At 65.7% G+C, this 19,402-nt stretch carries 19 protein-coding genes; 18 read left to right on the top strand and 1 reads right to left on the bottom strand.

What is annotated here, in order from left to right; genetic code table 11:
• Positions 1-21: 21 nt before the first annotated feature.
• From ACWTPI_RS19360 to ACWTPI_RS19350, 3 genes are read left to right on the top strand one after another with little or no spacing between them, the layout of a single operon-like run.
• Positions 22-1,074, top strand: a complete 1,053-nt coding sequence (locus ACWTPI_RS19360) for a branched-chain amino acid ABC transporter permease (protein ID WP_020200468.1) — start codon at positions 22-24, stop codon at positions 1,072-1,074.
• A gap of 10 nt (positions 1,075-1,084) precedes the next feature.
• Positions 1,085-2,965: a branched-chain amino acid ABC transporter ATP-binding protein/permease gene (locus ACWTPI_RS19355; RefSeq protein ID WP_454732368.1), complete on the top strand. Its 1,881-nt coding sequence runs from the start codon at positions 1,085-1,087 to the stop codon at positions 2,963-2,965.
• 10 nt (positions 2,966-2,975) lie between these two features.
• Complete coding sequence (locus ACWTPI_RS19350) at positions 2,976-3,719, top strand: ABC transporter ATP-binding protein (RefSeq protein ID WP_454732367.1); 744 nt, start codon at positions 2,976-2,978, stop codon at positions 3,717-3,719.
• A gap of 91 nt (positions 3,720-3,810) precedes the next feature.
• On the opposite strand, the gene ACWTPI_RS19345 is transcribed toward ACWTPI_RS19350, so the two are convergent.
• Positions 3,811-4,452, bottom strand: coding sequence for a hypothetical protein (locus ACWTPI_RS19345; protein WP_454732366.1), 642 nt, complete (start codon positions 4,450-4,452; stop codon positions 3,811-3,813).
• Positions 4,453-5,277: 825 nt separating this feature from the next.
• On the opposite strand from ACWTPI_RS19345, the gene ACWTPI_RS19340 reads away from it, so the two are divergent.
• From ACWTPI_RS19340 to ACWTPI_RS19270, 15 genes are all read left to right on the top strand, one after another.
• Positions 5,278-5,856: an N-formylglutamate amidohydrolase gene (locus ACWTPI_RS19340; RefSeq protein WP_454732365.1), complete on the top strand. Its 579-nt coding sequence runs from the start codon at positions 5,278-5,280 to the stop codon at positions 5,854-5,856.
• Positions 5,778-6,035, top strand: a complete 258-nt coding sequence (locus tag ACWTPI_RS19335; RefSeq protein ID WP_454732364.1) for a hypothetical protein — start codon at positions 5,778-5,780, stop codon at positions 6,033-6,035. The genes ACWTPI_RS19340 and ACWTPI_RS19335 overlap by 79 nt, the downstream gene beginning before the upstream one ends.
• Before the next feature lie 206 nt (positions 6,036-6,241).
• Positions 6,242-8,182, top strand: a complete 1,941-nt coding sequence (gene mnmG / locus ACWTPI_RS19330; RefSeq protein WP_029043062.1) for a tRNA uridine-5-carboxymethylaminomethyl(34) synthesis enzyme MnmG — start codon at positions 6,242-6,244, stop codon at positions 8,180-8,182.
• Complete coding sequence (gene rsmG / locus ACWTPI_RS19325; RefSeq protein WP_020200463.1) at positions 8,183-8,890, top strand: 16S rRNA (guanine(527)-N(7))-methyltransferase RsmG; 708 nt, start codon at positions 8,183-8,185, stop codon at positions 8,888-8,890. It begins immediately after the preceding gene.
• Between the two features lie 68 nt (positions 8,891-8,958).
• Positions 8,959-9,732, top strand: a complete 774-nt coding sequence (locus ACWTPI_RS19320; protein WP_020200462.1) for a ParA family protein — start codon at positions 8,959-8,961, stop codon at positions 9,730-9,732.
• Positions 9,733-9,836: 104 nt separating this feature from the next.
• The gene (locus ACWTPI_RS19315; protein ID WP_020200461.1) at positions 9,837-10,739 is read left to right on the top strand and encodes a ParB/RepB/Spo0J family partition protein; all 903 of its coding nucleotides are present in this window, start codon (positions 9,837-9,839) and stop codon (positions 10,737-10,739) included.
• Positions 10,740-11,075: 336 nt separating this feature from the next.
• A complete protein-coding gene (locus ACWTPI_RS19310) occupies positions 11,076-11,609 on the top strand; it encodes an ATP synthase subunit I (RefSeq protein ID WP_059410917.1) in 534 nt (177 codons plus the stop codon).
• Between the two features lie 266 nt (positions 11,610-11,875).
• Entirely contained in the window at positions 11,876-12,739 is an 864-nt protein-coding gene (gene atpB / locus ACWTPI_RS19305; protein ID WP_029043061.1) for a F0F1 ATP synthase subunit A, read from the top strand.
• 63 nt (positions 12,740-12,802) lie between these two features.
• Positions 12,803-13,069, top strand: coding sequence for a F0F1 ATP synthase subunit C (gene atpE, locus ACWTPI_RS19300; protein WP_006157246.1), 267 nt, complete (start codon positions 12,803-12,805; stop codon positions 13,067-13,069).
• 100 nt (positions 13,070-13,169) lie between these two features.
• A complete protein-coding gene (locus ACWTPI_RS19295; RefSeq protein ID WP_020200458.1) occupies positions 13,170-13,640 on the top strand; it encodes a F0F1 ATP synthase subunit B in 471 nt (156 codons plus the stop codon).
• A gap of 2 nt (positions 13,641-13,642) precedes the next feature.
• Positions 13,643-14,182, top strand: a complete 540-nt coding sequence (locus ACWTPI_RS19290) for a F0F1 ATP synthase subunit delta (RefSeq protein ID WP_020200457.1) — start codon at positions 13,643-13,645, stop codon at positions 14,180-14,182.
• A 50-nt stretch (positions 14,183-14,232) separates the two neighbouring features.
• Positions 14,233-15,774 (top strand): F0F1 ATP synthase subunit alpha, encoded by a 1,542-nt coding sequence (gene atpA, locus ACWTPI_RS19285; protein ID WP_020200456.1) that lies wholly within the window; start codon positions 14,233-14,235, stop codon positions 15,772-15,774.
• 76 nt (positions 15,775-15,850) lie between these two features.
• Positions 15,851-16,726 (top strand): F0F1 ATP synthase subunit gamma, encoded by an 876-nt coding sequence (gene atpG / locus ACWTPI_RS19280; RefSeq protein WP_020200455.1) that lies wholly within the window; start codon positions 15,851-15,853, stop codon positions 16,724-16,726.
• A 33-nt stretch (positions 16,727-16,759) separates the two neighbouring features.
• Positions 16,760-18,163, top strand: coding sequence for a F0F1 ATP synthase subunit beta (atpD, locus tag ACWTPI_RS19275; protein ID WP_029043060.1), 1,404 nt, complete (start codon positions 16,760-16,762; stop codon positions 18,161-18,163).
• A 138-nt stretch (positions 18,164-18,301) separates the two neighbouring features.
• Positions 18,302-18,718 (top strand): F0F1 ATP synthase subunit epsilon, encoded by a 417-nt coding sequence (locus ACWTPI_RS19270; RefSeq protein ID WP_020200453.1) that lies wholly within the window; start codon positions 18,302-18,304, stop codon positions 18,716-18,718.
• Positions 18,719-19,402 lie beyond the last annotated feature (684 nt).

The raw sequence follows: 19,402 nt of genomic DNA, 5'->3' as shown, positions 1-19,402 counted from the left end.
TCAAACAAATACGGGGAGACAATGGACCTCTCGATTGCCGCCATCCTGGCGCAGGACGGGATCACCTCGGGTGCCATCTACGCGCTGCTGGCGCTGGCCCTGGTGCTGGTGTTCTCGGTGACGCGCGTCATCTTCATTCCGCAAGGGGAGTTCGTCGCCTACGGCGCGCTCACGCTGGCGGCGATCCAGGCCGGCCACGCGCCGCAGAGCAGCTGGCTGCTGCTGGGCATGGGCGCGCTGACCTTCGTCTACGACACCGCGACGGTGCTGCGCAACGCCGAACTGCGCCGCACCGCGGGCACGCGGCTGGCGGTGCTGGCGGGCAAGTACCTCGCGTTTCCGCTCGCGGTGCACCTGCTGGCGCAGCAATACGGCGCGCAGCCGATGCCGATGGCCGCGCAGATCGCGCTCACGCTGCTGATCGTGATTCCGCTGGGTCCGATGCTGTACCGCCTGGCCTACCAGCCGCTGGCCGAGGCCAGCACGCTGGTGCTGCTGATCGTCTCGGTCGGCGTGCACTTCGCGCTGGTGGGGCTGGGGCTGGTGATGTTCGGCGCGGAGGGCTCGCGCACCACGGCGTTCTCCGAGGCGCGCTTCGAGGTGGGCAGCCTGACGGTGTCGGGGCAGAGCCTGTGGGTGGTGGGCGTGTCGGGCCTGCTGATCGCCGCGCTGTACTTCTACTTCGAGCGCACCCTCACCGGCAAGGCGCTGCGCGCCACCGCCGTCAACCGGCTCGGCGCGCGCCTGGTGGGCATCGGCACCACGCAGGCCGGGCGCCTGTCGTTCACGCTGGCCGCGGCGATGGGCGCGCTGTGCGGCATCCTGATCGCGCCGCTGACCACGGTCTATTACGAGTCCGGTTTCCTGATCGGCCTCAAGGGCTTCGTCGGCGCCATCGTCGGCGGGCTGGTGAGCTATCCGGTGGCGGCCGCGGGCGCCGTCCTCGTCGGGCTGCTCGAATCGTATTCGTCCTTCTGGGCCAGCGCGTTCAAGGAGGTCATCGTGTTCACCCTGATCCTGCCCGTGCTGCTGTGGCGCTCGCTCAACGGCAAGCACGTGGAAGACGAGGAATAAGGAGCAGGCCATGAGCAATGCAAACGTCAAGAACGCGGACGGCAAGGGCGCCGTGGCCGGCGGCGCGGACAAGGTGGACAGGGCGCACAAGGCGCACAGGCCGGGCAGCGTGGCGGGCCGCAACCGCCTCTGCCTGCTGGCCTTCGCCGTGGTGCTGGCGCTGCTGCCGGTGCTGCCCACGCCGGAGTTCTGGATCACGCTGGGCAACTACATCGGCCTGTACGGCATCGTCGCCATCGGGCTGGTGCTGCTCACCGGCGTGGGCGGCATGACCTCGTTCGGCCAAGCCGCGTTCGTCGGGCTGGGCGCCTACAGCACGGCGTACCTCACCACGCAGTTCGGGCTGTCGCCGTGGTTCGGCCTGCTGGTGGGGCTGGTCATCACGATGGCCTCGGCCTACGTGATCGGGCTCATCACCATGCGCATGTCCGGGCACTACCTGCCGCTGGCTACCATCGCGTGGGGCCTGTCGCTGTTCTTCCTGTTCGGCAACCTGGAGTTCCTCGGCAAGTACGACGGCCTCAACGGCATTCCGGTGCTGCGCGTGCTCGGCATCGAGCTGGCTTCGGGGCGCGCGATGTTCTACCTGATCTGGGCCGTGGTGCTGCTGGCGGCCATCGCCATGCACAACCTGCTCGACTCGCGCCCGGGCCGCGCCATCCGCGCGCTCAAGGGCGGCGGCACGATGGCCGAGGCGATGGGCGTGAACACGGCGTGGATGAAGGTGGTGGTGTTCGTGGTGGCGGCGGTGCTGGCCTGCATCTCGGGCTTTCTCTACGCGCACCTGCAGCGCGCGGTGAACCCGACGCCGTTCGGCCTGAACTACGGCATCGAGTACCTGTTCATGGCGGTGGTGGGCGGCGTCGGGCATGTGTGGGGCGCGGTGCTCGGCGCCGGCATCCTCACCATCCTCAAGGACGTGCTGCAGGGCGTGCTGCCGAAGCTGCTCGGCGCCAACGGCAACTTCGAGACCATCGTGTTCGGCGTGCTGATGGTGCTGCTGCTGCAGCATGCGCGCGACGGCATCTGGCCGTTTGTCCGCAAGCTGTTCCCGGGCGGCCCGCCGGCGCTCGCGCCACGGCACGCCGAGCCGCTGCCGCAGCGCGAGAAGCCGCGGGCCGGCGAGCTGATCCTCGACGTGCGCGCCGCGCGCAAGGAGTTTGGCGGGCTGGTGGCGGTCAACGATGTCAGCTTCCAGGTGCATGCCGGCGAGATCGTCGGGCTGATCGGCCCCAACGGCGCGGGCAAGTCCACCACCTTCAATCTCGTCACCGGCGTGCTGCCGGTGACGCGCGGCGAGGTGCGCTACCGCGGCGAGCCGGTCTCGGGGCTGCCGTCGCGCGAGATCGTCAAGCGCGGCATCGGCCGCACCTTCCAGCACGTGCATCTGCTGCCGGCCATGACGGTGCTCGAGAACGTGGCGATCGGCGCGCACCTGCGCGGCGACTTCGCGGCGCAGGGCGGCGTGGCCGCGGCGATCCTGCGCATGAACCGGGCCGAGGAAGGCAAGCTGCTGTTCGAGGCCGCGCGCCAGCTCGAGCGCGTGGGCCTGGCCGACTGCATGTACATGGAAGCGGGCAGCCTCGCGCTGGGCCAGCAGCGCATCCTGGAGATCGCGCGCGCGTTGTGCTGCGACCCGGCGCTGCTGCTGCTCGACGAACCCGCGGCGGGCCTGCGCTACAAGGAAAAGCAGGCGCTGGCCGAACTGCTCGGGAAGCTCAAGGGCGAAGGCATGAGCGTGCTGCTGGTCGAGCACGACATGGACTTCGTCATGAACCTCACCGACCGCCTGGTGGTGATGGAATTCGGCACGCGCATCGCGGAAGGCGTGCCGGAGGACGTGCAGAAGAACCCGGCGGTGCTGGAAGCCTATCTTGGCGGCGTGGAGTAAGGAGACAGCCATGAGCCTCGTCCTCGAAGTGAAGGACCTCCACGTGCGCTACGGCAAGGTCGAAGCCGTGCATGGCGCCAGCCTCAAGGTGGAGGCCGGCCGGATCGTCACCGTGATCGGTCCCAACGGCGCCGGCAAGTCCACCATGCTCAACGCCATCATGGGCGCGCTGCCGGCCGGCGGCTCGGCGTCGGGCACGGTCAGCTACTTCGGCCACGACATGGCCGGCCTGCCGGTGGAGGGGAGAGTCGCGCGCGGCATGTGCCTGGTGCCCGAGAAGCGCGAACTGTTCGCATCGATGAGCGTGGCCGACAACCTCGTGCTCGGCGCCTACCGCCGCAAGCGCGCCGGCGAGAAACACTTCCTCGACCAGATGGAGGTGGTCTACGGCCTGTTCCCCCGCCTCAAGGAACGCGCCCGCCAGGACGCCGGCACGCTCTCCGGTGGCGAGCGCCAGATGCTGGCGGTCGGCCGCGCGCTGATGGCCAAGCCGCAACTGCTGATGCTGGACGAACCCAGCCTCGGCCTCGCGCCGCTGATCGTCAGGGAGATCTTCCACATCATCAGCGACCTGCGCCGGACTGGCGTGGCCACGCTGCTGATCGAGCAGAACGCGCGCGCCGCACTGCAGGTGGCCGACTACGGCTACGTGATCGAGACCGGCGACATGGCGATGGAAGGGCCGGCGGCGGAACTGGCGGCGAATCCCAAGGTGATCGAGACGTATTTGGGGTTGGTGAGGAAGGCGGCTTGAGGGTGGAGGGCACTTCGATATACCGAACGAATAAGTGCGGTCGCCATCGTTCTCGCTGCATACATCCGCTGAATAATGTCCTCATCGCCGTTCAGCAGACCGCCCCGCCCATGCTCTTGCCCGAGGTCAGATCGAAGCCGAAGTGGCAGAAGTACTGGCCCTCGCGGTTTCGCAGGCAGGCGAACCTGCCATCGTCCAGATAGCGGCTTCTCGTGGCGGCGTCGGTGATGCAGGCGTCGCGCCGGTCGGGACCGATGGCATCGAAGATGTCCCGCGCGGCCTTGCCCGATACCTCGAAGGCGATTTTCCTGTCGCCACGGGCAGGGGCGATGGTGTCGCCGAGATGACCGCCATAGATGGAGTACAGAACCCTGGCCGCGCGATATTCGTTGAGCCATTCCGCGCCTGCCGCCGCGCCGCAGATGAGGAGGCCAGCCAACAACAAGGCTCTCTTTTTCGCATCTCTTTTCCGTGCTGCCTCATTCCCGGAGTCCGGATTCAACATTGCCTGCCTCGGATCGCTGTGGTGAAAACCACGATGATGTGATCGCGGGCGGATCATGCGCAAACATGGCGCTGGCCGCTGTTTATGCATGAGTTGGATGTGGAGGTGATTGCCGGGCCGGCGTCTTGGCTGGTTGGTGGCAGGTTTTATTTTTGTGATGAATATAACTCTGTTTAGTGTGACGATAATATCTATCTCTAGAATGATTGGCGTCATGGTGATTTGCATGTATCCACGGTATGGATAAATTGGATAATTCTTAGGATGGTTCTATTTATCCAGCCGATTTTTCCACGCCAACCAGATCCAGATCCTGCGCCGCCGTTTCCAGCAGCTATGGCCCGACGCAGGGCGCAGCGCAAATGCCGGATGGGTGCGCTGCTCACGCGGTGTGTACGGGAGATCGCCGCGCGGGGGAGATCGGCAGGTCGAGCGGCGCCGCCACCAAGCGGTCGGCTGTGATCTCGTTGCGTACCCGGCAGCGCCGTGGCACGGCTGCGTCCATGTCGGACTCGAAGCGCCTGCATCAAGATCGAGATCTGGCCGAAGCCGGTGGTGATTGCGGGCGCAGCACTGGGTACGCCTGCCGTCCACGGCCAGTGCTGCCCGTTGGTGGCCGCGAAGGTGTGGAACCGCAGCGGTTCGGCCGTTGGTTCTCGCGGTGCGGTTCATGGCGGCGTTCGGCGGGTGCAAGGCGTGGCAGCCGATCGTGATGAATAACAAGGGAGACGCGGGCGGCTCGGCGGGCATGGAGTCCGTTGCGCGAGTAGTGCCGGACAGTCACACCATCGGCATGGATCGACGCTGCTGCGTGGGTCGTACAAGAGTGCCGGGCTGGCACTCAATCAACGATGCGGCGGCAGGGCAGGGGACAACCTTTCGTCTGCGCTGCCTTGCGTGAAATCCGTTCGCCTGCTCGCGCTGGCGGTGCTGGGTACGAGTTGCCCGAGTTGCTTGAGGCATAGGCAACGATTTCGAGACATCCCGGCATCGCCGGTGTTCCCACTTTCCGGGCTGTGGTAGCGGCGTTGCCGCTGGTATGCGAATCGCCGCATGGCGGCACGCGATATCCGGTCGACCTCCGCGCGGCGCTGTCCGGGCCGAGGCTGTGCGGCGGCGAGGATAACCAGGCGAGGCGCTGTGGGATGTCGTGCCTCCGGCCGGCGGCACGCTGGTCGCCGGGTCTATATCGATTCGGATCGCCTGCCCGACGATCTCGATCCGGCGCTGCTCGACGGCATTTGGCCGGAGCCGCTGACATCGGACGAGAAGACTCGCCTCGGCTACGGGCTGATCTGGCGCGACCTCGATGCGGCCACACCACTCCATGATCGCAAGCCCTCGCTGCAAGAGGTACGCAGCCGGATCGACAGTTACTACCGCCCGGTCGGCCACGGTGAAGGTAACGCATGCCCACGCTTAGGCGCGGTTTGGCGCGGGAGCCTGCATTCGATGCCGAACGATGCCTACGAGCGCCTCCAGATTCGAGCGGCAGGCCACTGGCTGACTTCCTGCTCGGCGACAGTGAAGACATCACCTGCGAGTCGACCGTCGTGGCGCTGGTGGCAGACGAACTGCGGGCGATGGGCTACACGGTGGCCCGCAATGATCCATGCAAGGGCGTGCGACTGATCGCGCGAATCGGGCAGCCGGTCGTGCATCGCCACAGCCCGCGGATCGAGATCCGCCGTCCGCTGTACATGGAAGCGGCGACGTGCGAACGCAACGCTGGGTTCGGCCGGCGGCAAGCCGACCTCGGCAAGCGGGTCGAGCGGGATTGCCGCGTATCTGCGGGAGCAGGGGGGCGGTGACATTAGCCGGCAAAGCTGGAAAACGGAAAGCCGCGTCATGCACCCAACGCCGCACCCAACGCTTTTGTTTCACGTGGAACACAGCCAAGTTGTCGAAACAGCATGTTTCACGTGAAACATGCCGCTGCGCAAAAAAGCAGCAGCGATTGCCGCTATAATTCGGCATCCCGAATGATTCCCGCCAGCCTCCCGGAGGAGGTTCGTCCATGCTTTACCCAAAAGAATTCGATGTCATTGTCGTCGGTGGTGGCCACGCCGGCACTGAAGCCGCACTCGCCGCTGCGCGCATGGGCTGTCAGACGCTGCTGCTGAGCCACAACATCGAGACGCTTGGCCAGATGAGCTGCAATCCGTCCATCGGCGGCATCGGCAAGGGCCATCTCGTCAAGGAGGTGGATGCGATGGGTGGCGCGATGGCGGCGGCCACGGACGAGTCTGGTATCCAGTTCCGCATCCTCAATTCGAGCAAGGGGCCGGCCGTGCGCGCCACGCGCGCGCAGGCGGACCGCGTGCTGTACCGCAAGGCCATCCGCACGCGGCTCGAGAACCAGCCGAACCTGATGCTGTTCCAGCAGGCGGTGGACGACCTGATGGTGGAGGGCGACCGCGTGGTCGGTGCCGTTACCCAGGTCGGCATCGCGTTCCGCGCGCGCGCGGTGGTGCTGACCGCCGGTACGTTCCTGGACGGCAAGATCCACGTGGGGCTGGACAACTACACCGGTGGCCGCGCCGGCGATCCGGCTTCGGTCTCGCTGTCGGCGCGCCTGAAGGAACTGAAGCTGCCGCAGGGCCGCCTCAAGACCGGTACGCCGCCGCGCATCGACGGCCGCACCATCGACTTCTCGGTGATGGAGGAACAGCCGGGCGACCTGGACCCGGTGCCGGTGTTCTCGTTCCTCGGCCGCGCCGAGCAGCACCCGCAGCAACTGCCGTGCTGGATCACCCATACCAATACGCGCACGCATGACATCATCCGCGGCGGGCTCGACCGCTCGCCGATGTACACCGGCGTGATCGAGGGAGTGGGGCCGCGCTACTGCCCGAGCATCGAGGACAAGATCCATCGCTTTGCCAGCAAGGACAGCCACCAGATCTTCCTCGAACCCGAAGGGCTGACCACCAACGAGTTCTATCCCAACGGCATCTCGACCAGCCTGCCGTTCGACGTGCAGCTCGCGCTCGTGCATTCGATCCGCGGCATGGAGAACGCGCACATCCTGCGGCCCGGCTACGCCATCGAGTACGACTACTTCGATCCGCGCGCGCTGAAGGCCTCGCTGGAGTCCAAGGCGATCCAGGGTCTGTTCTTCGCCGGCCAGATCAACGGCACCACCGGCTACGAGGAAGCGGCGGCCCAGGGCCTGCTGGCCGGCATCAACGCCGGCTGCTTCGTGCGTGAGCGCGATGCCTGGACACCGCGCCGGGACCAGGCCTATCTTGGGGTTCTGGTCGATGACCTGATCACCCGCGGGGTGTCGGAACCGTACCGGATGTTCACCAGCCGCGCGGAATTCCGTTTGAGCCTGCGCGAAGATAATGCCGATATGCGCTTGACCGAGGTCGGCCGCGAGCTTGGTGTGGTGGACGATGTGCGCTGGGATGCATTCAATCGCAAGCGCGACGCGGTTTCACGTGAAACAGAGCGTCTGAAGAGCACCTGGGTCAATCCGGCGCTGCTGCCGGAGGCCGACGCCGTGCCGCTGCTGGGCAAGGCCATCGAGCGCGAGTACAACCTCGCCGACCTGCTGCGCCGCCCGGCGGTCGCCTACGACGCGCTGATGGCACTCCAGGGCGGCAAGTACGCGCCCGCGCAGCCGCTCGACGCCGATCCGCTGCTGGCCGCACAGATCCGCGAGCAGATCGAGATCGGCATCAAGTACCACGGTTATATCGCGCGCCAGGCCGCCGAGGTCGACAAGCTGGAAGCGAACGAGACCACGCGCCTACCCGAGGGTTTCGACTACACCGAAGTGCGCGGCCTCGGTTTCGAGGTCAGCCAGAAGCTGAACCAGCATCGCCCGGAAACGCTCGGACAGGCTTCGCGCATTTCGGGCGTGACGCCGGCCGCGATCTCGCTGCTGCTGGTGCACCTGAAGAAGAAGGGCATGGGCCGCGCCAAGCCCGGCACCACGCAAGAGGCGGCCTGAGTGCGGGGCCAACGCTACCCCGCGGTGGACGACGCCGACCAGCGCCGCCGGCTGGAAGCCGGCCTGTCCGCCATCGGCCTCGCGCTGACGGCGGCGCAGATCGACCAGCTTTTCGCCTACCTGGCGCTGCTGCGCAAGTGGAACGCCATCTACAACCTGACCGCCATCCGTCATCCCGACGAGATGCTGACGCACCATCTGCTCGATTCGCTGGCCGCCGTCCCGGCGCTGGCCGAGGCGGCGCGCAGCGCGGCGGTGGAAGAGGGTGCGCGCGGCCGGGTGCTCGACGTGGGCTCGGGCGGCGGCATGCCCGGCCTGCCGCTGGCGATCGCGTGCCCGGACCTGTCGGTGCTGATGGTCGACATCGTGCAGAAGAAGACCGCGTTCCTGACGCAGTGCCGCGCGCAACTCGGCCTGTCGAACGCCGCCGCCCACTGGGGTCCGGTGGAGAAGCTCGAAGACGACAAGGGCTACGCGGTCATCACCTCGCGCGCGTTCGCCGAGCTGAGCGATTTCGTCTCGCTCGCCGGCCACCTGCTCGCGCCGCGCGGCAAGCTGATCGCGATGAAGGGCGTGTATCCGCAGCCCGAGCTCGACCGCATGGAAGCGGCCGGCCTGATGGCCGCATGGCAGGTCGAGGCGGTGCCGCGCCTGACCGTGCCCGAACTGGACGCAGAACGTCACCTGGTGGTGCTGTCGCGCCGCTGACCCGGCCGGTGGTTGTCGCCGGTGTCCACCCCGGCAGGTTGAAATCAAGCAGGAGCAGCTAAGAGCTTATGGCCAAGGTATTCGTGATCGCCAACCAGAAGGGCGGCGTCGGCAAGACCACCACCACGGTGAACCTCGCCGCCGGACTGGCGGCGCAGGCGCAGCGCGTGCTGCTGATCGACCTCGATCCGCAGGGCAATGCCTCGATGGGCTCCGGCATCGACAAGCAGTCGCTCGAGCACAGCGTCTACCAGGTGCTGGTCGGCCTGTCGACGATCGCCCAGGCGCGCCAGCATTCCGAGTCGGGCAAGTACGACGTGCTGCCCGCCAACCGCGAACTGGCCGGCGCCGAGGTGGAGCTGGTCGAGCTCGACCAGCGCGAGCGCCGCCTGAAGAACGCCATCGCCGAGGTCGACGGCGAATACGATTTCGTGCTGATCGACTGCCCGCCGTCGCTGTCGCTGCTGACGCTCAACGGCCTGTGCGCCGCCAACGGCGTGATCGTGCCGATGCAGTGCGAGTACTTCGCGCTGGAAGGGTTGTCCGACCTCGTCAACACGATCAAGCAGGTGCACGCCAACCTCAACCGCGACCTGAAGGTGATCGGCCTGCTGCGTGTGATGTTTGATCCACGTGTGACCTTGCAGCAGCAGGTCTCGGCGCAGCTCGAATCGCACTTCGGCGAGAAGGTCTTCAAGACCGTGATCCCGCGCAACGTGCGGCTGGCGGAGGCGCCTTCCTATGGCGTGCCGGGCGTAGCTTTCGATCCGTCCTCCAAGGGGGCGCGCGCCTACCTGGACTTCGGCGCGGAAATGATCGCGCGGGTCAAGCTGCTCGACTGAGCGCCGCCCGCCACGCTACGCCGCGCCGCGTGCGCGGGAAGGATGCCGGGAGCCGGCAGGCAGCAACCGGCGGCGACGAGCCGCCACCAAGTCAGGATAACGAGATGAGCACCGCAAAGAAGAAAGGCCTGGGCCGCGGACTGGAAGCCTTGCTGGGCAGCCCGGCGGAGATCGTCGATGCCGTGAAGCAGGAGGGCGCGCCGTCGGTGCTGCGCCTGGACCAGTTGCAGCCCGGCAAGTACCAGCCGCGCACGCGCATGGACGAGGGCGCGCTGCAGGAGCTGGCCGCGAGCATCCGCGCGCAGGGCCTGATGCAGCCGATCCTGGTGCGCCGCGTGGCGGAACCGGGCCGCTACGAGATCATCGCCGGCGAGCGGCGCTTCCGCGCCTCGCGCATCGCCGGGCTCGAAGAAGTGCCGGTGCTGGTCAAGGACGTGGCGGACGACGCCGCGGCCGCGATGGCGCTGATCGAGAACATCCAGCGCGAGGACCTCAATCCGCTCGAGGAGGCGCAGGGCATCATGCGCCTGGTGCGCGAGTTCGATTTCACGCACGAGCAGGCGGCCGAGTCGGTGGGGCGCTCGCGCAGCGCGGTGTCCAACCTGCTGCGCCTGCTCAACCTGGCCCAGCCTGTGCAGACCATGCTGATGGCCGGCGATCTCGACATGGGGCACGCGCGCGCGCTGCTCGCCGTGGACGGCGCCAACCAGATCACGCTGGCCAACCAGATCGTCAACAAGCGCCTGTCGGTGCGCGAAACCGAGAAACTGGTCGCATCCACGCTCAAGCCCCACGATCTGCGCTCGGTGCGCCAGAACGGCGCCGCGCCGGCGCGCGACGTGGCCCGGCTCGAAGAGGAGCTGTCGGACGCGCTCGGCCTGCCGGTGCAGATCAAGCTCGGCGTGCGCGGCAAGGGCCAGCTCACCATCCACTTCACCAGCAACGACGCGCTCGACGGCGTGCTCACGCGGCTGCGCGAGCAGGGCGAGAGCCAGCCGACGACCTGAGCCGGCCTGAGTTGGCCTGAGCGGCCATCGCCGCGTTTTCCCGAAAATAGTGCGCGATTAGCGCACGCGACCACGGCCGCGGTGCGGCGCGCGCGGCCGCGCGGCGATGCTGCGTAAGGTTTGCGCAAGCGCGATCAACGATGATGATGCGCCGCCCGCGCCGATCGCCTCAATTACCTGCCGCGTCATTGGCTGGCGCTGGCCGCGCGGCCAGTATCGGCATGTGGGCGCGAGGTTGCGCACCGTTGCAAGGAGTCTGTAAGCAGATTGACTCGGATGGTGCATTCCTCGTAAAATCGTGCGGTTTGAAATCTGGCCGGTTCGGAAAAGTTCCGGATGGAGTCAACAACCAGCAGAGGCAATAAGCAGGTGGTTTCAGATCGTCGAGATGCCCGTCAGGAAAAGGACGGGCAGCCGCGCGATGCCTGGGATGACGAGGCGCAGCGCGAAGAAGAGGCGGTCGAACCGCTGTCACGCGCGGACGCGGAAACGCTGTTCGGCGCGCGCGCGCTGCGCCCTTCGCGCATGACGCCGGGCAGGGTCGTGCTGGCGCAGGTGGCGGTGACGATCTTGTCGGCCCTTGCCTGGCGACTGTTTGCCGGCGGCAATGCCGCGGCGGCAGGCTGGTCCGCGCTGTTTGGCGGCGTCGTGTGTTTCGTGCCGAGCGGCTTCTTCGCGCTGCGCCTGTGGATGTCGCGCGAGCGCACCTCGGTCGGCGGGCTGGTCGTCGGCGAGGCCATCAAGGTGTTTGCCACCGTCGCCCTGTTCGTGCTGGTGGTGGTGCTGTATCGCGAGTTGCGCTGGGTGCCGATGCTGGTCACGTTTCTGCTGACGCTCAAGGCCTACTGGGTGGCGCTGGCGATTCGCTGAGGCGCGCAGGCGCCGCGGGCCAGTCCGCGGGAGCGGCGAGGCGGCGTGGCGCGGAGGTTCGCAGGTAGTGCATTCCATCGAGGTGGGGCACGAAAACGGAATATCAAGAGTGTTTTGGCGTGGCGCGTCACAGCGGTGAAGCGCGGCGCAGATAAGGTTAAGGCGTCCTTGCCCGCGGTGACCAGCGACTCACGCTGAAGGCGGTGCAAGAAGCGTACCGGCAGCATGCCGGCAACTGGTTTCGCAATATTACGGTTCGTTTCGACATGTCAGCTGCTCAAGGCGCCGAACAGGCGCTCACTCCCTCCGGCTATATCGCCGAACACTTGCAGAACTTGAATTCCGTCGGCGGCAAGCAAGCCTCGGTGGTCGACTTCAGCGTGCTCAACTACGACACCGTGTTCTGGGCGGTGCTGTGCGGCCTGATCGCCGTGGTGTTCCTGTACGCCGCCGCGCGCCGCGTCACCGCCGGCGTGCCGGGCCGCTTCCAGGCCTTCGTCGAGATGATCGTCGAGATGGTCGACGACCAGGCCAAGGGCATCATCCACGGCGACCGCTCCTTCATCGCGCCGCTGGCGCTGATGGTGTTCTGCTGGATCACCGTGATGAACGCGGTCGACCTGATCCCGGTCGACTGGGTCACCGGCCTGAACCAGTTCCTGGGCATCTTCCACATCCACCTGCCGCACCACCGCGCCGTCGCCACGGCCGACCTGAACGGCACGCTGGGCATGTCGTGCTCGGTGCTGGTGCTGATGATCTACTACAGCTTCAAGATCAAGGGCGTCGGCGGCTTCGCGCACGAACTGCTCTCGGCCCCGTTCGGCGCCAAGTGGTACCTGGCCCCGTTCAACCTGATCCTGAACGTCATCGAATTCCTGGCCAAGGCCGTTTCGCTCGGCATGCGGCTGTTCGGCAACATGTACGCCGGCGAGCTCGTGTTCCTGCTGATCGCGCTGCTGGGCTCCATCTGGACGTTCGGCGCGGACCTGTCCGCGCTGGGCTTCGTCGGTCACGTGCTGGCCGGTGCCGTCTGGGCGATCTTCCACATCCTGATCGTCCTGCTGCAGGCCTTCATTTTCATGATGCTGACGCTGGTGTACATCGGCCAGGCACACGACCACCACTGATTTTCCGGTTTTTTGGTTTTTGGTTTTTTGGTTCTAAGTCTCTTCTCAATTTAAGGAGTCGTCATGCAAGCATATCTCGCCAACATCCAGGGTCTGACCGCCATCGGTATCGGCATCATCATCGGTCTGGGCGCAATCGGCGCCTGCCTGGGTATCGCCCTGATGGGCGGCAAGTACATCGAGGCATGCGCACGTCAGCCCGAGCTGATGAACCCGCTGCAAACCAAGATGTTCCTGCTGGCTGGCCTGATCGACGCGGCATTCCTGATCGGCGTGGGCGTTGCAATGCTGTTCGCATTCGCCAACCCGCTGCTGGCTGTCATCAAGTAATTTCTTTTCGGTCTGCATGATGCTGACGGGCGGCGCGGGCCACTTAGCCTGGCCGCCCTTGCGCATTTATCTGTAGTTTGATTACCGAAAGGAACACACCATGAATCTGAACGCAACGTTTCTTGCGCAGATGGTCGTGTTCTTCATCCTGTGGTGGGTTGTTGCCAAATTCATTTGGCCGCCGCTGGTGAAGGCGCTCGACGAACGCGCAAAGAAGATCGCCGATGGCCTCGCCGCTGCCGAAAAGGGCAAGGCTGAGCTCGAACTGGCCAACAAGCGCGTGGACCAGGCCCTGGCCGAAGCCCGCACCGAAGGCGCGCAGCGCGTCGCCGACGCCGAGAAGCGCGCCCAGCTGACGGCCGACGAGATCAAGCACAACGCCCAGGCGGAAGCCGCACGCATCATCGCCCAGGCCAAGGCCGAAGCCGAACAGCAGGTCACCCGCGCGCGCGAGCAGCTGCGCGACCAGGTTGCCGTGCTGGCCGTCAAGGGTGCCGAGCAGATCCTCAAGCGCGAAGTGAACGCGCAGGTCCACGCCGACCTGCTCAATCAACTCAAGGCTGAGCTCTAATCATGGCTGAAACCGCAACCATTGCCCGTCCCTACGCCGAGGCGCTGTTCCGCGTCGCGACCGAGTCGAGCGGCAATCTGGATGCATGGTCCGAGCTGGTGTCGGAGATGGGGCAGGTTGCCGCCAATCCCGACATGAAGGCGGTGGCTGGCGATCCGAACGTGCCCGGCGACAAGCTGGCCGCACTGTTCCTGTCGGCCCTGAAGTCTCCGGTCAACGACGAGGCCAAGCGCTTCGTCGGCCTGCTGGTGGAAAACCACCGCCTGGCAGTCCTGCCGGAGATCGCCGAGCAGTTCCATGCGCTCAAGAACGCCCGCGAAGGGTCGGCCGATGTCGAGATCACGAGTGCCTTCCCGATCGAAGGCGCGACCCTGACCGACCTCGTCGGCGCGCTCGAACGCAAGTTCGGCCGCAAGCTGCAGCCCACGGTTGCGGTAGACCCGTCGCTGATCGGCGGCGTGCGCGTCAAGGTTGGCGACGAAGTCCTCGACACCTCCGTGCGTGCCCGCCTGGCTGCGATGCAAGTCGCGCTGACCGCCTGAGGCGCGCAAGCGCCCAGCGGCCGACGGATTGAAGAATTAGGAGCATTGTGATGCAACTGAACCCCTCAGAAATCAGCGAGCTGATCAAGTCCCGCATCTCGGGTCTTGGCGCCGACGCTGAAGTGCGCAACACCGGCACGGTGATTTCCGTGACCGATGGTATCTGCCGCGTGCACGGCCTGTCCGGCGTGATGCAGGGCGAGATGCTGGAATTCCCCGGCAACACCTTCGGCCTCGCGCTGAACCTCGAGCGCGACTCCGTCGGCGCCGTGGTGCTGGGCGACTACGAACACATTTCGGAAGGCGACCCGGTCAAGTGCACCGGCCGCATTCTGGAAGTGCCGGTCGGCCGCGAACTGCTCGGCCGCGTGGTCAACACGCTCGGCCAGCCGATCGACGGCAAGGGCCCGATCAACGCCAAGGAAACGGACGTGATCGAGAAGGTCGCCCCTGGCGTGATCGCGCGCCAGTCGGTGAGCCAGCCGGTGCAGACCGGCCTGAAGTCGATCGACGCGATGGTGCCGATCGGCCGCGGCCAGCGCGAGCTGATCATCGGCGACCGCCAGACCGGCAAGACCGCCGTGGCCGTCGACGCCATCATCAACCAGAAGGGCAAGGGCGTCTTCTGCGTGTACGTGGCGATCGGCCAGAAGGCTTCGACGATCAACAACGTGGTGCGCAAGCTCGAGGAACTGGGCGCGATGGAATACACCATCGTGGTCGCCGCCTCGGCTTCGGATTCGGCCGCCATGCAGTACCTGGCCGCCTACGCCGGCTGCACGATGGGCGAATACTTCCGCGACCGCGGCGAAGACGCGCTGATCGTCTATGACGACCTGACCAAGCAGGCCTGGGCCTACCGCCAGGTGTCGCTGCTGCTGCGCCGCCCGCCGGGCCGCGAAGCCTACCCCGGCGACGTGTTCTACCTGCACTCGCGCCTGCTCGAGCGCGCCGCCCGCGTGAACGCCGACTACGTCGAGAAGTTCACCAAGGGCGCAGTGACCGGCAAGACCGGCTCGCTGACCGCGCTGCCCGTGATCGAAACGCAGGCCGGCGACGTGTCCGCGTTCGTGCCGACCAACGTGATCTCGATCACCGACGGCCAGATCTTCCTGGAAACCGACCTGTTCAACGCCGGTATCCGCCCCGCCATCAACGCCGGCATCTCGGTGTCGCGCGTCGGCGGTGCCGCCCAGACCAAGGTCGTCAAGAAGCTGTCCGGCGGTATCCGTACCGACCTGGCCCAGTACCGTGAGCTGGCCGCGTTCGCGCAGTTCGCCTCCGACCTGGACGACGCCACCCGCAAGCAGCTCGAGCGCGGCCGCCGCGTGACCGAACTGCTCAAGCAGCCGCAGTACCTGCCGCTGCAGGTGTGGCAGCTGGCCGCGTCGCTGTACGCAGCCAACAACGGCTTCCTCGACAACGTGGACGTGAAGGACATTCTCCCCTTCGAGAAGGGCCTGCACGACCATCTGAAGACCAAGTACGCCGACCTCGTCAACCGCATCGAAGAGACCAAGGATCTGTCGAAGGAAGACGAAGCCGCGCTGCGTGCCGCGATCGAGGATTTCAAGAAGTCCGCCGCGTTCTAACCGCGTAATTCCACGAATCTGCGCCGGGCCGCCGTTGCCATGACGGCCCCGGCGCGGCACGAATGGAGAGGAAGATATGGCCGGAACGAAAGAAATTCGAACCAAGATCAAGAGCGTGCAGAACACGCGCAAGATCACCAAGGCGATGGAGATGGTCGCCGCGTCCAAGATGCGCAAGGCGCAGGAACGGATGCGCAATGCCCGTCCCTACGCCGAGAAGGTGCGCAACATCGCGGCGCACCTGGCTGCGGCCAATCCCGAGTTCAAGCACCCCTTCATGGTGGCGCGCGAAGTCAAGCGCGCCGGCCTGATCGTGGTGACGACCGACAAGGGCCTGTGCGGCGGCCTGAACACGAACGTGCTGCGCGCGGTGACCAACGAACTGCGCGAGCTGCAGGCGCGCGGCGTGACGGTGCAGAGCACCGCCATCGGTTCCAAGGGCATGCAGTTCCTGGGCCGCATCGGCGGCAAGGTGGTTTCGCACGTGGTGCACCTCGGTGACACCCCGCATCTGGAAAAACTGATCGGCGCGATCAAGGTCCAGCTCGACGCTTTCACCAATGGTGAAGTCGATGCCGTGTACCTGGCTTACACCAAGTTCATCAACACGATGAAACAGGAGCCGATGGTGGAGCAGCTGCTGCCGCTCCCCGCCGACAAGTTTGCCCAGACCGAAGATGAAAAGCGCGCCTACTCGTGGGATTACATCTACGAGCCCGACGCCCAGACCGTGGTGGAAGAATTGCTGGTCCGCTACGTCGAGGCGCTGGTGTACCAGGCCGTGGCCGAGAACATGGCGTCCGAGCAGTCGGCGCGCATGGTGGCCATGAAGGCGGCATCCGACAACGCCAAGAACGTGATCGGCGAACTGCAACTGGTCTACAACAAGACCCGTCAGGCAGCGATCACCAAGGAACTGTCGGAAATCGTCAGCGGTGCCGCTGCCGTCTAAGGCGTCAAGTATTCAAGCTATCGGAGATACGAAATGAGTATCGGAAATATTGTGCAGTGCATTGGCGCCGTGGTGGACATCGAGTTCCCCCGCGACGCGCTGCCGAAGGTGTACGAGGCGCTCGTGCTGGAAGACAGCAACGAAGCCTCGTTCGCCGAGAAGGGCCTGACCTTCGAAGTGCAGCAACAGCTCGGTGACGGCGTGGTCCGTACCATCGCCCTGGGTTCGTCGGACGGCCTGCGCCGCGGCATGTCGGTCAAGAGCACCGGCGCCCCGATCTCGGTGCCGGTCGGCCACGGCACGCTGGGCCGCATCATGGACGTGCTCGGCCGCCCCATCGACGAAGCCGGCCCGATCGCTTCGGACGAGAAGCGCTCGATCCACCAGAAGGCGCCGAAGTTCGACGAGCTGTCGCCTTCCGTGGACCTGCTCGAAACCGGCATCAAGGTGATCGACCTGGTGTGCCCGTTCGCCAAGGGCGGCAAGGTGGGCCTGTTCGGTGGCGCCGGCGTCGGCAAGACCGTGAACATGATGGAGCTCATCAACAACATCGCCAAGCAGCACAGCGGTCTGTCGGTGTTCGCCGGCGTGGGCGAGCGTACCCGTGAAGGGAACGACTTCTACCACGAAATGAAGGACTCGAACGTGCTCGACAAGGTGGCCATGGTGTTCGGCCAGATGAACGAGCCGCCGGGCAACCGTCTGCGCGTGGCGCTCTCCGGCCTGACCATGGCCGAGAAGTTCCGCGACGAAGGCCGCGACATCCTGTTCTTCGTCGACAACATCTACCGCTACACGCTGGCCGGTACCGAAGTGTCGGCACTGCTGGGCCGCATGCCTTCCGCCGTGGGCTACCAGCCGACGCTGGCCGAGGAAATGGGCAAGCTGCAGGAGCGCATCACCTCGACCAAGACCGGCTCGATCACCTCGATCCAGGCCGTGTACGTCCCTGCGGACGACTTGACCGACCCGTCGCCTGCCACCACCTTCCTGCACCTGGACTCGACCGTCGTGCTGTCGCGTGACATCGCCGCGCTGGGTATCTACCCCGCCGTCGACCCGCTCGACTCGACCTCGCGCCAGCTCGACCCGCAGGTCGTCGGCCAGGAACACTACGACGTGGCCCGCCGCGTGCAGCAGACGCTGCAGCGCTACAAGGAACTGCGCGACATCATCGCGATTCTGGGCATGGACGAACTGTCGCCGGAAGACAAGCAGTCGGTGTCGCGCGCGCGGAAGATCCAGCGTTTCCTGTCGCAGCCCTTCCACGTCGCGGAAGTGTTCACGGGTTCGCCGGGCAAGTACGTGCCGCTCAAGGAAACCATCCGTGGTTTCAAGATGCTGGTGGACGGCGAATGCGATCACCTGCCCGAGCAGGCGTTCTACATGGTCGGTTCGATCGACGAAGCCTTCGAGAAGGCCAAGAAGCTCCAGTAAGCGGGGTCTTTCGCCTTCGCGCGGGCCCGCGCGCATGCCGTGGACGGGGATTGTCCGCGGCGCGCGCGCCGGCCGGAAGGTGGGAAACCTGCTTCCTGGCAACGGGAAGCCAACGCTTTCTGGAACAAAGGAATTCACATGGCAACCATTCTTGTAGACGTCGTCAGCGCCGAAGCGTCGATCTTCTCCGGCCAGGCGAAGTTCGTGGCGCTGCCGGGCGAGTCGGGCGAGCTGGGTATCCTGCCGGGCCATACGCCGCTGATCACGCGTATCCAGCCGGGCGCGGTGCGCATCGAGAAGGAAGACGGTAGCGAAGAGTTCGTGTTCGTGGCCGGCGGCATTCTCGAAGTGCAGCCCAAGCACGTGACCGTGCTGGCGGACACCGCCATTCGCGGCAGCGATCTCGACGAAGCCAAGGCGCAGGAAGCCAAGCGCGCGGCCGAGGAGCTGATGCAGAACCAGAGCAGCGACCTCGACCTGGCACGTGCCCAGAGCGAGCTGGCTGTTGCGGCCGCGCAACTGGCGGCCATCGCGCGCCTGCGCCGCAAGCGCTGAGCAACGCGGCACCGGGCGCAGTCCGCGACAGCTGTTGTTTTTTGGCTGTGGCGACAAAAAAAGGCAGCCGCGAGGCTGCCTTTTTCACGATGCTGCGACTATTCTGACGGCTCAGCACAAAAAAAAAGCGCGCGGGCCGGGGAGGCACCGCGCGGACGGGAAAATCCCTTCGAGGGGTCAATTCGAAGGAACGGGTAAGGTCCAGGTCATTCAACAGGCGCCGGCCACTTTCCAGTCGGATCATCGCATCCGGCAAGGTGGTTCAGCATCCGGTCAGGCGGCACCGATCGCAATCAGACGATCCAGCCAGCCGGAACCGAAACGCGCCAACAATCTTCACAACCTGGTACACCGACCGCGGGCATGGCTCGCGATCCGGTCAAACTGGGTGGGAATTGCTTCCAAAGGCTTTCTTCACGACGCCCTCCCTTTCTGTTTGGGGGAGGGAACGCCTTTCACAAAAACTGATTGTGTTAAAGCATTGTGGGGGAAACTTTTGGCAATGGCAGTAACAAAATGTATCGGTTTGCAATAAGTTGAAAGCGCCGTAACCGAAACGTCGTTCAAATAGGCTTCATCGTCCGCATATTTCCGCCTTTGCCGCAAGGCGGCGGGAACACCACCGGGCGCCGCCGGTCCCATAGCTTTCGCTTGCCAGCCATCCGCGCCGCGGTCTGGCCGCCG

It is taken from the genome of Cupriavidus ulmosensis (assembly GCF_977008105.1).
This window is presented reverse-complemented; position numbering and strand designations above follow the sequence as displayed.

What these genes read in the sequence shown, in the direction of transcription:
- ACWTPI_RS19360 (WP_020200468.1), top strand. Translation starts at nt 22, where the DNA reads ATGGACCTCTCGATTGCCGCCATCCTGGCGCAGGACGGGATCACCTCG.
- ACWTPI_RS19355 (WP_454732368.1), top strand. Translation starts at nt 1,085, where the DNA reads ATGAGCAATGCAAACGTCAAGAACGCGGACGGCAAGGGCGCCGTGGCC.
- ACWTPI_RS19350 (WP_454732367.1), top strand. Translation starts at nt 2,976, where the DNA reads ATGAGCCTCGTCCTCGAAGTGAAGGACCTCCACGTGCGCTACGGCAAG.
- ACWTPI_RS19345 (WP_454732366.1), bottom strand. Translation starts at nt 4,452, where the DNA reads ATGCAAATCACCATGACGCCAATCATTCTAGAGATAGATATTATCGTC.
- ACWTPI_RS19340 (WP_454732365.1), top strand. Translation starts at nt 5,278, where the DNA reads ATGGCGGCACGCGATATCCGGTCGACCTCCGCGCGGCGCTGTCCGGGC.
- mnmG (WP_029043062.1), top strand. Translation starts at nt 6,242, where the DNA reads ATGCTTTACCCAAAAGAATTCGATGTCATTGTCGTCGGTGGTGGCCAC.
- ACWTPI_RS19320 (WP_020200462.1), top strand. Translation starts at nt 8,959, where the DNA reads ATGGCCAAGGTATTCGTGATCGCCAACCAGAAGGGCGGCGTCGGCAAG.
- ACWTPI_RS19315 (WP_020200461.1), top strand. Translation starts at nt 9,837, where the DNA reads ATGAGCACCGCAAAGAAGAAAGGCCTGGGCCGCGGACTGGAAGCCTTG.
- ACWTPI_RS19310 (WP_059410917.1), top strand. Translation starts at nt 11,076, where the DNA reads ATGGAGTCAACAACCAGCAGAGGCAATAAGCAGGTGGTTTCAGATCGT.
- atpB (WP_029043061.1), top strand. Translation starts at nt 11,876, where the DNA reads ATGTCAGCTGCTCAAGGCGCCGAACAGGCGCTCACTCCCTCCGGCTAT.
- atpE (WP_006157246.1), top strand. Translation starts at nt 12,803, where the DNA reads ATGCAAGCATATCTCGCCAACATCCAGGGTCTGACCGCCATCGGTATC.
- ACWTPI_RS19295 (WP_020200458.1), top strand. Translation starts at nt 13,170, where the DNA reads ATGAATCTGAACGCAACGTTTCTTGCGCAGATGGTCGTGTTCTTCATC.
- ACWTPI_RS19290 (WP_020200457.1), top strand. Translation starts at nt 13,643, where the DNA reads ATGGCTGAAACCGCAACCATTGCCCGTCCCTACGCCGAGGCGCTGTTC.
- atpA (WP_020200456.1), top strand. Translation starts at nt 14,233, where the DNA reads ATGCAACTGAACCCCTCAGAAATCAGCGAGCTGATCAAGTCCCGCATC.
- atpG (WP_020200455.1), top strand. Translation starts at nt 15,851, where the DNA reads ATGGCCGGAACGAAAGAAATTCGAACCAAGATCAAGAGCGTGCAGAAC.
- atpD (WP_029043060.1), top strand. Translation starts at nt 16,760, where the DNA reads ATGAGTATCGGAAATATTGTGCAGTGCATTGGCGCCGTGGTGGACATC.
- ACWTPI_RS19270 (WP_020200453.1), top strand. Translation starts at nt 18,302, where the DNA reads ATGGCAACCATTCTTGTAGACGTCGTCAGCGCCGAAGCGTCGATCTTC.